This is a genomic window from Streptomyces sp. NBC_00224 (assembly GCF_041435195.1).
Lineage (GTDB): Bacteria > Actinomycetota > Actinomycetes > Streptomycetales > Streptomycetaceae > Streptomyces.
The window spans coordinates 7679698-7692541 of sequence record NZ_CP108106.1 but is presented as its reverse complement, the minus strand read 5'-3'; the positions used below and the strand labels follow the sequence as shown (position 1 = coordinate 7692541).

Here is a 12844-nt window from a genome sequence, read left to right as displayed (position 1 = left end):
ACCTCACTGTTCGCAGAAGAAGGGGTGGGGTCTTGGGCCTAGCGCTCGGGCCGTATGTAGTCGTCGCCCCAGCTCGTGTCGAGGATGTCCGCGGCGACCGTCGCCGTCGCACCACCGTGCACTCCGACCGCCGTCCCCGGCCCGCCGTTCGCCGCGGTGACGCACGCGCCCCCGACCATCAGGACTGTGAGGACGAGTAGACAGCGGACTGCTCCGGGCATGGCACGGCTCCAGGGTCGGGAGATCATGAACTCACGGACACGCGGGGTCCCAAATGTCGTCCTGGCGGGGTTTGCCCGGCCCGACGCCCAAAGTTCATCCCGGCGGGCCCCGTTGGTCCAGCGCTTTGACCTGGCAATAGCCTGCATGGCAACGAAGTAGTACGGCCGCATTGCGGGGGAAACTCATGACTATCGGGGCAAACTTGGACGAGCTGCCGCAGCTGGACGCGAGAGCCGTCGCCGTCTTCGAGTACGTGCTGTCACGGGGCAGCCTCAAGCGGTGGCCGCCCGACGCGCCCCCGGCACTCGGCCTGACCCAGGAGGAGGTCGAGGCGGCCTGCCGGACCCTGCTGCTGCTCCGGCTGCTGCGCCCCGCTCCGGGCAGACCCGAGGAGCTCATACCGGTCAGTCCCGACGCCGCCGCGGCGGAGGTGGTGGGTCCACTGGAGGCGCGGCTCGCACAGGACGCGGCGCACGCCCAGTCCGTACGCGACGATCTGCACTCCCTCATGCCGCACTACCGCGCCGCCCGGCGCCGGCGCAACCACCAGGAGGGCATCGACCTGCTGCCCGACCTGTCGGCCGCGTCGGCGATGCTCACCGAGGCGGCGGCGGGCTGCCGGGAGGAGGTGTTCAGCATCCAGCCGGGCGGCGGCCGCGCACCCCACCGCCTCGGGGACGCCATCGACCGCGATCTGGCGATGCTCCGCCGCGGCATCCGGATGCGCACGCTCTACCAGCACTCGGCGCGCGCCAGCCTGTCCACCCAGGGGTACGTGGAGACGCTCGCCGAGGCCGGTGCCGAGTACCGCACCGCCGCCGAACTGCCCGACCGCGCCGTGGTGTTCGACCGGGCCGTGGCCTTTCTGCCCCGGCGGGCGGACGGCGGGTCGGGCGAGGGCGCGGTGCTCGTCCGGGACCCCGATGTGGTCGCCTACCTCTGCCGGGTGTTCGAGCAGCACTGGTCCGGCGCGACCCCGTTCCTGGGCACCAGCGAGGCCGCGTACAAGGAGGTCGGCCACAGTCTGCGGCGGGCGCTGGTGGGGCTGCTCGCGGAGGGCGCCAAGGACGAGGTGATCGCCCGGCGCATGGGCATGTCCCTGCGCACCTGCCGCCGCCACATCGCGGATCTCCTTGAGGAGCTGGGCGCCGAAAGCCGCTTCCAGGGCGGTGTGCTCGCCGAACGCGCCGGACTCACCGCTCCCGAGGACCCGGTGGCCCGGGATCTGGGCGAGACCCTGCGCGGCTGAGCGGGTGCCCGGTGTCACCCCGGCCCACCTGCGACGTCACTCTGCCCATGGGGCAGGATGGCAGCCCGTTCGGCGTGTACGCGGACCCCGAACGAGGCTTCACGCACGACGAACTGACAGGTGACAAGATGGCGACACTTCACATACGGCGGCCGGTGGCCACCCACGGCGTTTCCCCGGCCCGGCGCGGAGTCTCTCCGGCCCCGCACGGTGTTTCTCCGGCCCCGCACGGTGTTTCTCCGGCCCGGTGCGGCTCGGAGGGCGTCCGTTGACCCGGGGCCTGGTCGTGCACGACTGGGTGGTCGCCGCCATCGCGCTGGCCGCGGGGCTCGTCGCCGCGGTCCTCCTGCGCGCCCTGCTGCGGTGGCTGGGCAAGCACGCCCTCAGAACGCGGTGGAGCGGGGACGACGTCATCGTCGACGCGCTGCGCACCGTCGCCCCCTGGGCCGCCGTCATCGCGGGCACCGCGGCGGCGGCCTCGGCGCTGCCGCTCACCACGCGGATGGCGGCGATCGTCAACCATTCGCTGACCGCCGTGCTCATCCTGGTCACCACGCTCTCCACGGCCCGTGTCATCGCAGGCCTGGTGCAGTCCGTGGCGCAGTCGCGGACCGGGGTGGCCGGGTCGGCCACCATCTTCGTCAACATCACCCGGGTCGTGGTGGTCGCGATGGGCTCGCTGGTCGCCCTCGACACCCTGGGCATCTCCATAGCCCCGCTGCTCACCGCCCTCGGCGTGGGCGGCCTCGCGGTCGCGCTGGCGCTCCAGGACACCCTGGCCAACCTCTTCGCGGGTGTGCACATCCTCGCCTCCAAGACGGTGCAGCCCGGTGACTACATGCGGCTCAGCAGCGGCGAGGAGGGATACGTCGTCGACATCAACTGGCGCAACACCGTGGTGCGCAACCTGTCGAACAACCTGGTCATCATCCCCAACGCCCGTCTCGCGCGGACGAACATGACCAACTACAGCCGTCCCGAGCAGGAGTTGTCGATCCTCGTCCAGGTGGGTGTCGGGTACGACAGCGACCTGGAGCACGTCGAGCGGGTGACCCTCGACGTCATCGACAGCGTGATGATCGACATCACCGGCGCGCTCCCCCACCACGAGGCGGCCGTCCGCTTCCACACCTTCGCCGACTCGCGGATCAACTTCACCGTGATCCTGGGCGTGGGCGAGTTCAGCGACCAGTACCGGATCAAGCACGAGTTCATCAAGCGCCTGCACCAGCGCTACCGCGCGGAGGGCATCGCGATCCCGGCCCCCACCCGGACGGTCTCGCTCCAGCACGACGAGCAGACACCCTCCTCCCTGATGTCCGCCCCGGCTCCGGTCCCGCACCCGCGCCAGGCGCCGGCGTAGGCCCGCCCCGCCGCAACGTCGCCGCAACCCCGCCCGTGCTTGGCTGGCGGGGCCGGTACGACACGCAGACCGAAGGGCCGTGAACCTCATGTCCGACAGGAACGCGGGCGATACGGGTACGGGCGACGCGGGCACGGGCCACGCGCGCGTGGAGCTGACCCCCGCGGCCGCCGAGTTGCTACGGCGGCTGCGGGCGGCCCACGGGCCGCTGATGTTCCACCAGTCGGGCGGCTGCTGCGACGGCAGCGCGCCCATGTGCTTCCCGGACGGCGAGTTCCGTACGGGAGGGTCGGACGTCCTGCTCGAAAGCCTCGCCGTCGACGGGGTCGAGGAGCCGGTCCCGTTCTGGATGTCGACGAGTCAGCACGAGGTGTGGCGGCACACCCGGCTGATCGTCGACGTCGTCGAGGGGCGCGGCAGCGGCTTCTCTCTTGAGGCCCCGGAAGGCGTGCGCTTCCTCATCCGCTCCCGCCTCATCTGACAGGCCGCGCCCCGGTTCAGTCCCGGTCGCGCACCGCCACGATCCCGTTGAAGACCCCCACGTACGCCGTGCCGTCCGGGCCGATCGTCACGGGCGCCCAGTTGTTGTCGTACGCGGGGCCGGTGCCCGTCAGCCGCTTCCAGCGCACCGCGCCCGTACGGAAGTCGACGGCGGTCAGATACCAGGCGTCGATGCCCAGGGCGTTGGGTTCCTTCTCGTAGAAGTAGAGAAGCCCGTTCGCCGTCGAGAGCTTCGGAACAGTCGAGGGGGAGCGGACGGCGCTCTCCCACACCGTGTCGCAACCGCTGCCGTCGGGGCGCACGTCGATGCGGGTCGCCCCGCCGGTCACGCTCCGACCGAAGGTCAGCGAGGTGACGTTCTCATAGCCGTAGTTGTTCTCGACGACGATGCTGTTGCCCCAGGTGATCAGGGAGTTGTCCGTGGTCGACCGGCCCGACCCGAAGACCGGGATCTTGCAGACCACGCGCCGGTCGTCCGGGATGTCCGTGCCGCGCCGGTAGACGACCACGTTCATACGGTCGTCCGCGTTGTCGGTGATGGCCACATAGCCGTCGCCGAAGAGGTCCGGGGTGGTGCCCGAACCCTGGTTCACCGAGCCGGGCTTGGTGCCCGTGCCGCGGTCGTACGTCTGGCGCCACCGCACCACCGGTGTGCCGTCGGCGCCCGCGCGGAAGCTGTACAGGGCGTGGTCGGAGACGATGGAGACGCCGTCCTCGGCCACCGAGAAGGAGTTCTGGATCTCCTCCCCCGGCAGCTCGACCGAGCGGATCCGGCCCGTGCCGGGGTCCACCGTGCCCACCCGGCCGAGCCGCGTCACCCACCAGATGCGGCCCTGCCAGTCCGGCATCACGGAGGTGACCGGGTCGCAGATGCCGCTGGGGAAGAGGTTGGTCCAGCTGACGCAGTCGTGCGGGACCGCACCGGTCAGGTCCCAGTCGTCCACGACGGCGAAGCGCCAACTGCCGTCCGCGCTCCGCTCGTGCGCGATGCGCAGGATGTGGTGGCGGGAGTCGGCGAGGACCACGCGGTCCTCGTTGTCGAGGTAGAAGTAGGCCCCGCCCGAGGTGTCCTTGAAGATCTTCGAGAAGTCCAGGCGGGTGATCGCCTCGACGGTGGAGGAGCGCTGCGGAAGCCGGTACTCCGCGAGCGTGGCGAGCGTGCGGGGTTCCAGGAGCTTCAGTTCGAAGCCCTGGAAGGTGCCGCAGACGGTGATCAGCCGCCCGGCCGCGTCGAACGTCGCCGTGGCGCACTCACCGCCGAGGGCCGCGATCTGCTCGCTGGTCACCTGTGGATCCCGGCCCAGCGGGCCCGCGTACGGGTGGGTGCCGCTGCCCCAGGCGTCGCTGTGCATCCCGCTGCGCCCGTTGGAGGCGAGGTAGGGGTGCTGGGCGGGAGCCGGCCCGGGGACCGGCGCGGCGGTGGCGGGGGCGCCCTCGTACTGGCTGACCAGGCGGTGGCCGGGCGCCTTGGGTATCCCGTCCGCCCGGGCGCCGGTGGGGCCCGCGAGGGCGGTCGCGGAGACGGTGAGCGTCAGGGCCAGTGCGCGGGCGAGCGCTCTGCGGGACATACGGCTCCTCCGGGTGCGTACGTCGTGCACGCACGTGGGGTACGTACGCCGTGCACATGCGTCGGGTGTCGCGCCGGCGCCCGACGCTAGAGCCGCGGGGGTGAAGTGTCCATGGAATCGATGGCCGCTTCACACACGCTTCATGATCGGCCGGTGCGCCGAGCGTGCGTGCCGGGCGTCGGGGCGCAGACGGGGGTTCAAAGACAAGCTCTCAGGCGGAGAGCCGCCGTTCGAGCGGGGTGCGGAAGCTCGGCCGGATCCGCGTGTCACCGAAGAAGGCGGACAGGCGGGCCGCCTCCGCCTCGATGGCGGCGCCCGCCTCGCGGCCCTGGTCCGTGAAGACGTGCGTGGCGATCTCGCCGTCCGGGCGCTGGGCCCAGCCGCCGACGATGCGGCCGTTCCACCACACCGAGGGGCCGATGTTGCCGGTGCCGTCGAAGAGTTCGGCCTTGTGGGCGGTGTCGAGGTACCAGTCGCGGTGGCGCCAGCCCATCGGGGTCGGGTCGAGGCCCGGGAGCAGTGCGGCCCAGGGCTCGGGGGCGGGCGGCGCGGCGAGTTGGCCGGGCAGGGCGTGCCCGGGGCCCTCGTCCAGGTCGACGTCGACGGCGTCGGTCCTGGCCAGCGCCTTGCGGGTGTCGGTGAGTGTCCAGCCCGTCCACCACTTGACGTCCTCGGTGGTGGCGGGGCCGAAGGCGTCGAGGTAGCGAGTGGCGAGCTCGGCCCTGGCCTCGTCGGCCGCGAGTTCGGGGTGCGGCTCCGCGACCGTCCAGCGGAACTGGCTGGACGCCCAGGTGCCCAGCGGGCGGCCGCGCCGGATGCGACCCTCGGCGGCCAGGACCCCGAGGAAGCGGCTGGTGATGCGGGGCCTCGCCTCGTAGGGCTTGCCCGGGGCCTGGACGATCTGCGACTTCAGGTCCGGCACGTCGTCGGCGAGTTGGGCCGCCGTCGCCTCTCCGCGCGTGGCGAGGGCGGCGAGGACCGCTTCCTGGGTGGCGGCGAACCACTTGGCATCGAAGCCGAGTTGCTCCTCGATCACCTTGGCGAGACCCGCGCGCTCACGGACGGCGACGGCCCGCGCGGCCGCCGCGTCGGCCACCGGCGCGAACGCCCTGGGCAGCACGAACATGGTGCGGCGCATACAGAGCATCCGTACGAGTGAGTGGTCCTCGTACAGCGCGCGCTCCAGCTCCCCCACCGACGCGTTCCCCATCCGGGCGGCGACCGCCAGATACACCGTGGCGGGGTCGGTGGCGTGCAGCGCCACCAGTGCGTCCGCCACCGCCTCGGGGGTGGCCGCGCGGGCGGCGGGGGTGAGGAGGTGGCGGGTGCCGAGGCGCGCGCGCCGCGCCTCGGCGGTGATCCTCTGGCGGGCCGGCGTCATGGCCTGAGGCTACCGACCACACTCGCGGTGGCGTTCAGACCGTCCTGGATGGTGGGGGCCATGCTCGTCCCGGCGAGGAAGAAGCCGAGCAGCACGCAGACCATCGCGTGCGAGGCCTTGAGCCCGCCGCTGCGCAGAAAGATCACCGCCAGCACCACGAGCAACAGCACCACCGAGATCGAAACGGCCATGGCCAACCTCCTCCACCGCGCCGGAATTGCGGCATTCGGCGGCCAGTGTGGCGGAGGAGGCGGGCCGGTCGGGCGTATGGCATGTCCGCCGTACGGGTGTTGACTGCGGGTGACGGCCCGTGAGGTGAGTGACGCGTGGTGACCCCGGGATGCGCCCGGGACTACTCTCCGTGCGCGCGGAGGAAGGTCTCCAGGCCCGCGAGGTCGTCGGTGTTGATGTGGTCGACGTCGGCGGCGAGCAGTTCGCGCCACAGGGCGTCCCGCTCGGGCCCGGCGAGGTCGGGGGTCGCCCAGAACCGTACCCGCTGCCGGTGCGCGTGGGCCTGCGCCACGATTCCGCGCAGCTTCTGGCGCTCGGCGGCCGGGAACGGTCCGGCGCCCAGCCAGCTGAAGCTCTGCGTCCAGTTGGAGCTGATGAGGGGGATGAAGGCGGCGGTGGCGGCCGTGCCGAGGTCCTCCAGGCGTCCGTCGTAGAACGCGTGGCGCACCTTCTGCGCCTCCATGGGCACCCGGGCGGCGCGGTCGCCGGAGATGACGGGAGTGACGGCGCCGGTCGAGACGCGGCCGTGCGCGTACCTGCTCAGCATCCGCCGGTACGGGCGCAGCCGCCGGTCGAGTTCCAGGTAGGCGGCGGCGCCGTCGGTCTTGATGTCGACCAGGAGCTGTACGGGGCGGTGATGCCCCCGGTACACCGAGCCGTGGTTGGCGCGGACGCGGGCCGACAGCGGGTCGAGGTAGAGCGTTTCGAGCGTACGGGTCGGGTCGAGCTGGGTCGGGTCGTGGGCCACCAGGAGCTGCCCGTCGACCAGGAAGACATCGGCCTCGACGCTGGTGAACCCGTGGGCGAGGGCGTCGAAGAGGGGGTGCGTGTGCTCGAAGTCGTTGTGCGCGTGGGTCCGGCGCAGCGGTCTGGGCCCGGCGGGGTGGGCGCGCTCGGCCGCGGCGGCGGGCGCGATGGCGGCGGAGGCGGCGGCCGCGGCGAGGGCGGCGACGGCGCTGCGGCGGGTCAGTCGAGCCATGGGGGTGCTCCCGGGGCGGTGGGACGGGCGGACGCGACCGAGTATGCGGGCGCACCGGCCCCGACGGGCAGGCTGCTTCGCAGAGTTGGCCGGTACTTCGCCGCCCGGTCACCCGGTGGCCGGGCGGCGGGGCCGCACACGGGGAACAACCGTCGCAGGGACGTTACTGCGAGTCAGTCACCGCGAGAGTTCGCCCCACTCCGCCGCCCGGTCGCACCACCGGGACAGCAGCGTCCGGTCGTGGCCCACCGCGAGGAGGGACGCGGTCGTCTGCGTGCGGTAGCGCTCGACCGCCGCCACCAGGGCCGCCGTCGTCGACGCGTCCAGCATCGCCGTCATCTCGTCGCAGACCAGCAGCCGGGGCCGCAGGACCAGGGCGCGGGCCAGGCAGGCGCGCTGGAGCTGGCCGTCGCTGACCTCGTGGGGGCGGCGGTTCAGCAGGTCCCCGCCGAGGCCGACCAGGTCCGCGAGTTCGTCGACGCGCTCGCGGACCTCGATCTGGCGGCCGGTCGCCCGCAGCGGCTCGGCGACGATGTCGCGCAGCCGCAGCCGGGGGTCGGCGGCGAGCCGGGGCGACTGGAAGACGACGCCGACGGTGGTGCGCAGCGCGCGCGGGGCTCGGTGGCGCCACTCGGTGACGAGGGCGCCGTCGAGGGTGACCGTGCCGTGGTCCGGCCGGTGCAGCAGCGCCGCGACCCGAGCCAGGGTGGACTTGCCGCAGCCGCTGGGGCCGAGCAGACCGACCGCCTCGCCGGGGGCGACGGTGAGGCTCACCTCGCGGACCACCGGCGTGCCGCGCTCGTACCCTGCGGTGATGTTCTTCAGGTCAAGCACGGCCGGGCTCCTCCAGGTGGTGACAGGCGACCCTGCCGTCGAACGGCGGCAGGGTGCCGCACTGGCCGGTGGCCCGTTCGCAGCGGGGCGCGAACGCACAGCCGTCCGGCAGATCGCCCAGCTCGGGCGGCATCCCGGGAATGGGCGCGAACGCCCGCTCCGGGAGCGCGTCGAGCAGGCCTTGAGCATACGGGTGACGGGGTCCGCTCCCGCCGAAATACGAGGTTGCGTCGGCGAGTTCGACGACGCGCCCCGCATACATCACGGCGACCCGGTCGGCGATCCGCTCGGCGGCCGCCAGATCGTGGGTGATCATCAGCAGCGCCCGGCCGTCGTCGGCGGTGCGGCGCAGCTCGTCGGCCGTACGGTCGACCAGATCGCGGTCGAGCCCGGTCGTCGGCTCGTCGGCGAGCAGCAGCGGCGCGTCCCCGATGAGGGCGAGCGCGGTCGCGGCGCGCTGGGCGAGGCCGCCGGACAGTTCGTGCGGGTAGCGGTCCAGGTGCCCGAGCGGGAACGCGGCCCGCTCGGCGGCCGCCTCGGTCGCCGCGCGCAACTGGCGCCTCGGCGTGCGGGTGAGCTCGCGCAGGGTCTCCGCGAGCTGCGCCCGTACAGTCCGCACCGGTGTGAGGTGGGCGGCCGGGCTCTGCGGTACGAGACCGATGCGGCGCCCCCGGACCGTACGGGCGAGGGTGCGCTCTTCGGCGGCGAGCAGGTCGACGGGGTCGCCGCCGGCGTGCAGCACCGCGCTGCCCGCCGTCTGGGCGTTGCCCGGCAGCAGGCCGAGCAGCGCCGAGGCCAGGACGGACTTGCCGCAGCCGCTCTCGCCGACCAGGGCCAGGCACTCCCCCGCCGCCAGGTCGAAGGAGACGTCGGTGACGGCGGCGACGTGGTGGCCGCCGCGCATCCGGAAGCGCACGGACAGGCCGCGCACCGAAAGGACCGTGGTCACATCAACCTTGGTCACAGCATCAGCTCCGATCGGCGGCGCGGGTCCAGGCGTTCGCGCCAGGCGCCGGCCAGGCCCGCGACGGCGAGGGTCGGGACTATGAGGAGCAGGCCCGGGAAGAGGGTCGGCCACCAGTCCCCGGCGAGCAGCGAGCCGCGCGCGGACTGGACGAGGTTGCCGAGGCTGGCCTGGTGGCTGGGCAGGCCGAGGCCGAGGAAGGAGAGCGCCGACTCGTGCCACATGGCGTGCGGCACCATCAGCACCGCCGCGAGCCCGGCCTGCGGCAGCACGCCCGGCAGCAGATGACGGAGTGTCACCCGCAGCCGGGAGGCTCCGCCGGAGATCGCCGCGTCGATGTAGGGGCGCGAGCGCAGGGACAGCACCTCGGCGCGCACGATGCGGGCCGTGGACAGCCAGTGCGTCACGGCGACCGAGGCGATCACCGGCCACACCCCGGGCCGGAACATCGCCACCACGAAGATGCCGAGCAGCAGGTGCGGCACCGAGGAGAACACGTCCACGAGCCGCATCACCAGACGGTCGGTCCAGCCGCCGAGGGCGGCGGCCGCCGCGCCCACGACCGTACCGACGACGGTGGCGACGAGGGCTGCCACGACGCCGACGAGGAGCGAGATCCGCAGCCCGTACACACAGCGCAGCAGCAGGTCGCGGCCGACGTCGTCGGTGCCGAACGGGTGCTCCCAGGACGGTGGAAGGAGCTTGTGCGAGAGGTCGACGGCCTGCTGGTCGAGGTGGACCAGCGGCGGTACGAGGAGCACCGCGAGGACCGCCGCCGCGAGGATCACGGCGGAGATGCGGACCCGCAGCGTCCGGGTGGAACGGCGGGTACGCCCGCGCGGACGCCAGACGATGTCTGTGCTGTCCGCGGGACGCGTGGTGTCAGCCATCGAAGCCCACCCTCGGGTCGGCGATGCCGTAGAGCAGATCGGACAGGAGGTTGCCGAGCAGCACGGCGGCGGTGGCGAGCACGGTCAGCGCGGCCAGCAGCGGGAAGTCCACGGAGGTGGCGGCCTGCACGGTGGCGGCGGCGATGCCGGGCCAGCTGAAGACGGTCTCGACGAGCAGGGCGCCGGTGATGAGTTCGGGGACGCGCGAGCCGACGAGGGTCAGCATCGGCAGCATGCCGGAGCGCAGGGCGTGCCCGAGCAGGACGGTCCGCTCGCTCAGCCCGCGCGCACGGGCGCCGCGCACCGGGTCCTCCTCCAGGGCGTCGGCGACGCCCTGGCGTACGTACAGGTAGAACCAGGGCAGTTGGGAGACGCCGAGGACGGCGGCGGGCAGGACGAGGTGGCTCGCCACCTGGCCGAAGGTGACCGTGTCGCTCGCCGTGTCGGTCAGTCCGCCGGCGGGCAGCACGTCGAGCTTCAGCGCGAAGAACCAGATGGCGAGCAGCCCCAGCCAGAAGGCGGGCGCGGCTTCCAGGGTGTACGCGAGGGAGCTGACGCACCGGTCGAGCCAGCCGCCCGGGCGGCGCCCGGCGAGCACGCCGAGCCCGGTACCGAGGACGATCGCCACCAGGAAGGCGGTGGCGGCGAGCAGCACCGACCAGCCGAGCCGTTCGCCGATGACGTCGGCGACGGGCTGGCGCAGCACGCTGGAGTCGCCGAGGTCGCCGGTGAGGGCGGCGGTCAGCCAGTCCCACCAGCGGGTGACCAGCGGCTGGTCGGCGCCGAGGTTGGCGCGCAGCTGGTCGAGGTTCTCCTGCGAGGCGGTGAGCCCGGCACTGCCCGCGTAGGCCTTGACCGGGTCGAAGGGCGAGGCGGCGGCCACGGCGAAGACGCCGAAGGTCACCACGAGCAGGACGGGGGCGGCGAACAGGGTCCGCCGCCCCGCCATCCGTGCCATCGGCCCCCAGGGGAGGCGGCGGCTCACTTCTTCGGCGCCCAGGTCTCGACGTTCCACCACGGGCCGGAGGCGAGTCCGTGGTCGTGCGGCTCGGTCTGGGTGGAGAGCCCGTCCCAGCGGTCGTTCACGACGTACAGGTGGTCGATGTGGGTGAGGAAGGTGTAGCCGGGGTTCTTCACCAACTCGCGCTGGATGGTGTCGTACGCGGCCTTGCGCACGGCGGTGTCACCGCTCTTGCGGCCGTCGTCGAGCGCCTTGTCGACGGCCGGGTCGGCGTACCACGCCATGTTGTTGAAGCCGTCGCCCCCGAGGGAGGACTTGAGCAGCGTGTACTGGTCGAAGTCGGGGTCGCCGGGCGAGCCGCCGCCCGCGAGGACCGCCTCGTCCTTCATCTTCGGCTCGATGACCTCCCAGGTGCCGGACTGGGTGGTGATGTCGATGCCCGCCTTCTTGGCGTCGGAGGCGTAGGCGAGGGCGTGGTCCTGGCGGAGCTTGTCGCCGGAGAGGTACCAGAGCGGGAAGGCGGCGCGGACGCCGTCCTTCTCGCGGATGCCGTCGGCGCCGGGCTTCCAGCCCGCCTCGTCGAGGATCTTCTTCGCCATGGCCAGGTCGTGGGGCCGCTCGGTGCCCTTGGCGAACCAGGGGCTGCCGGTCGGCACCGGCCCGTAGGCGGGCTTGCCGGCGCCGTCGAGGATCTTGTCGACCATCGCCTTGCGGTCCACGGCGAGGTCGAGCGCGCGGCGCACGGCGGTGTCGCCGGTGACCTTGTTGCCGGTGGGCAGGGTCACGTTGCGGTAGTCGTAGGTCTTCGCCGTGTAGGTCTTCTTGTGCTTGTCCTTCTCGAAGCCCTGGGCGAGGTTGGGCGGCAGGATCGCGCCGTCGAGGTCGCCGGAGCGCAGCCGGGTGGCGCGCACGTCGTCGTCCTTGATGATCGCCATGGTGAACTTCTTCACCTTGGGCGCGCCGCCCCAGTACGACGGGTTGGCCTCGAACGCGATCTTCTCGCTCCTGGACCACTTGGCGAGCTTGTACGGGCCGGTGCCGACGGGAGCGGTGGCGAAGTCGCCGGTGTTGACGTCCTGCTTGCCCGCGACGTGCTCGGGCACGATCGGCAGCACGGTGCGCTGCGCGAACGGCGCGTAGGGGTACTTGAGCGTGAAGACCACCGTGTCGTCGCCATCGGCGCGGACGTCCTTGATGGCGTCGAGCTCGCCCTTGGAAGGGTTGTTGGTCTTCGGGGCGAGGATCGTCGAGTAGGTGAAGACGACGTCCTTGGCGGTGAAGGGCTGCCCGTCGCTGAACTTCACGCCCTTGCGGAGCTTGTACGTGTAGGTCAGCCGGTCGGCGCTCACCTCGGGCAGGGCGACGGCGAGCGCGGGCTTGAGCTTCATGTCGACGTCCTGCGTGAGCAGCCCGTCGAAGATCTTGGAGTTGCCGTCCTTGCCGTAGCCGAGGAGCGGGCTGAGCGTCTCGGGCTCGTACGCGATACCGACGACGGCTGTGTCCTTGGCGCCCTGGCCGCCGCTCTCCCCACCCGGGTTCGAGCAGGCGGCCGCGGTGAGGGCCAGTGCTCCGGCCAGCGCCGCGGCGCCCGCTCCTCGCATCGCCCCGTGGATCGAACGGGCGACCATGCCCCACACCCCTTATTGAAGATCGACTGTTATTGCGAACTGATCGCAACAGTTCGCCATTTAAACAGCACGC

General features: G+C 72.4%; 13 protein-coding genes. 3 read left to right on the top strand and 10 right to left on the bottom strand.

The genetic code is table 11. The features are described 5' to 3' along the window. Positions 1–38: 38 nt before the first annotated feature. The gene (locus OG965_RS34435; RefSeq protein WP_371655969.1) at positions 39–221 is read right to left on the bottom strand and encodes a hypothetical protein; all 183 of its coding nucleotides are present in this window, start codon (positions 219–221) and stop codon (positions 39–41) included. 185 nt (positions 222–406) lie between these two features. On the opposite strand from OG965_RS34435, the gene OG965_RS34430 reads away from it, so the two are divergent. From OG965_RS34430 to OG965_RS34420, 3 genes are all read left to right on the top strand, one after another. Beyond that, positions 407–1471: a hypothetical protein gene (locus tag OG965_RS34430; protein WP_371655968.1), complete on the top strand. Its 1065-nt coding sequence runs from the start codon at positions 407–409 to the stop codon at positions 1469–1471. A 268-nt stretch (positions 1472–1739) separates the two neighbouring features. Continuing rightward, on the top strand, positions 1740–2834 hold the full coding sequence (locus tag OG965_RS34425; protein WP_371655967.1) for a mechanosensitive ion channel family protein: 1095 nt from the start codon (positions 1740–1742) through the stop codon (positions 2832–2834). Between the two features lie 88 nt (positions 2835–2922). Beyond that, a complete protein-coding gene (locus tag OG965_RS34420) occupies positions 2923–3315 on the top strand; it encodes a DUF779 domain-containing protein (RefSeq protein WP_371655966.1) in 393 nt (130 codons plus the stop codon). A 16-nt stretch (positions 3316–3331) separates the two neighbouring features. On the opposite strand, the gene OG965_RS34415 is transcribed toward OG965_RS34420, so the two are convergent. The 9 genes from OG965_RS34415 to OG965_RS34375 form a co-directional block, all read right to left on the bottom strand. Continuing rightward, positions 3332–4903: a hypothetical protein gene (locus OG965_RS34415; protein WP_371655965.1), complete on the bottom strand. Its 1572-nt coding sequence runs from the start codon at positions 4901–4903 to the stop codon at positions 3332–3334. A 211-nt stretch (positions 4904–5114) separates the two neighbouring features. Then, positions 5115–6284, bottom strand: a complete 1170-nt coding sequence (locus tag OG965_RS34410; RefSeq protein WP_371655964.1) for a winged helix DNA-binding domain-containing protein — start codon at positions 6282–6284, stop codon at positions 5115–5117. Further along, positions 6281–6475 (bottom strand): hypothetical protein, encoded by a 195-nt coding sequence (locus OG965_RS34405; RefSeq protein WP_067153923.1) that lies wholly within the window; start codon positions 6473–6475, stop codon positions 6281–6283. Before OG965_RS34405 ends, OG965_RS34410 begins: the two co-directional genes overlap by 4 nt. A gap of 161 nt (positions 6476–6636) precedes the next feature. Continuing rightward, positions 6637–7494, bottom strand: a complete 858-nt coding sequence (locus tag OG965_RS34400; protein WP_371655963.1) for a phosphatidylinositol-specific phospholipase C/glycerophosphodiester phosphodiesterase family protein — start codon at positions 7492–7494, stop codon at positions 6637–6639. A gap of 177 nt (positions 7495–7671) precedes the next feature. Next, complete coding sequence (locus OG965_RS34395) at positions 7672–8328, bottom strand: ABC transporter ATP-binding protein (protein ID WP_371655962.1); 657 nt, start codon at positions 8326–8328, stop codon at positions 7672–7674. After that, on the bottom strand, positions 8321–9232 hold the full coding sequence (locus OG965_RS34390; protein ID WP_371657141.1) for an ABC transporter ATP-binding protein: 912 nt from the start codon (positions 9230–9232) through the stop codon (positions 8321–8323). The genes OG965_RS34395 and OG965_RS34390 overlap by 8 nt, the downstream gene beginning before the upstream one ends. Before the next feature lie 56 nt (positions 9233–9288). Further along, positions 9289–10182: an ABC transporter permease gene (locus tag OG965_RS34385; RefSeq protein WP_371655961.1), complete on the bottom strand. Its 894-nt coding sequence runs from the start codon at positions 10180–10182 to the stop codon at positions 9289–9291. After that, entirely contained in the window at positions 10175–11140 is a 966-nt protein-coding gene (locus tag OG965_RS34380) for an ABC transporter permease (RefSeq protein ID WP_371657140.1), read from the bottom strand. Before OG965_RS34380 ends, OG965_RS34385 begins: the two co-directional genes overlap by 8 nt. Positions 11141–11163: 23 nt before the next feature. Continuing rightward, positions 11164–12771: an ABC transporter substrate-binding protein gene (locus OG965_RS34375; RefSeq protein ID WP_371655960.1), complete on the bottom strand. Its 1608-nt coding sequence runs from the start codon at positions 12769–12771 to the stop codon at positions 11164–11166. Positions 12772–12844 lie beyond the last annotated feature (73 nt).

What these genes read in the sequence shown, in the direction of transcription:
- OG965_RS34435 (WP_371655969.1), bottom strand. Translation starts at nt 221, where the DNA reads ATGCCCGGAGCAGTCCGCTGTCTACTCGTCCTCACAGTCCTGATGGTC.
- OG965_RS34430 (WP_371655968.1), top strand. Translation starts at nt 407, where the DNA reads ATGACTATCGGGGCAAACTTGGACGAGCTGCCGCAGCTGGACGCGAGA.
- OG965_RS34420 (WP_371655966.1), top strand. Translation starts at nt 2,923, where the DNA reads ATGTCCGACAGGAACGCGGGCGATACGGGTACGGGCGACGCGGGCACG.
- OG965_RS34415 (WP_371655965.1), bottom strand. Translation starts at nt 4,903, where the DNA reads ATGTCCCGCAGAGCGCTCGCCCGCGCACTGGCCCTGACGCTCACCGTC.
- OG965_RS34410 (WP_371655964.1), bottom strand. Translation starts at nt 6,284, where the DNA reads ATGACGCCGGCCCGCCAGAGGATCACCGCCGAGGCGCGGCGCGCGCGC.
- OG965_RS34405 (WP_067153923.1), bottom strand. Translation starts at nt 6,475, where the DNA reads ATGGCCGTTTCGATCTCGGTGGTGCTGTTGCTCGTGGTGCTGGCGGTG.
- OG965_RS34400 (WP_371655963.1), bottom strand. Translation starts at nt 7,494, where the DNA reads ATGGCTCGACTGACCCGCCGCAGCGCCGTCGCCGCCCTCGCCGCGGCC.
- OG965_RS34390 (WP_371657141.1), bottom strand. Translation starts at nt 9,232, where the DNA reads ATGCGCGGCGGCCACCACGTCGCCGCCGTCACCGACGTCTCCTTCGAC.
- OG965_RS34385 (WP_371655961.1), bottom strand. Translation starts at nt 10,182, where the DNA reads ATGGCTGACACCACGCGTCCCGCGGACAGCACAGACATCGTCTGGCGT.
- OG965_RS34380 (WP_371657140.1), bottom strand. Translation starts at nt 11,140, where the DNA reads ATGGCACGGATGGCGGGGCGGCGGACCCTGTTCGCCGCCCCCGTCCTG.
- OG965_RS34375 (WP_371655960.1), bottom strand. Translation starts at nt 12,771, where the DNA reads ATGGTCGCCCGTTCGATCCACGGGGCGATGCGAGGAGCGGGCGCCGCG.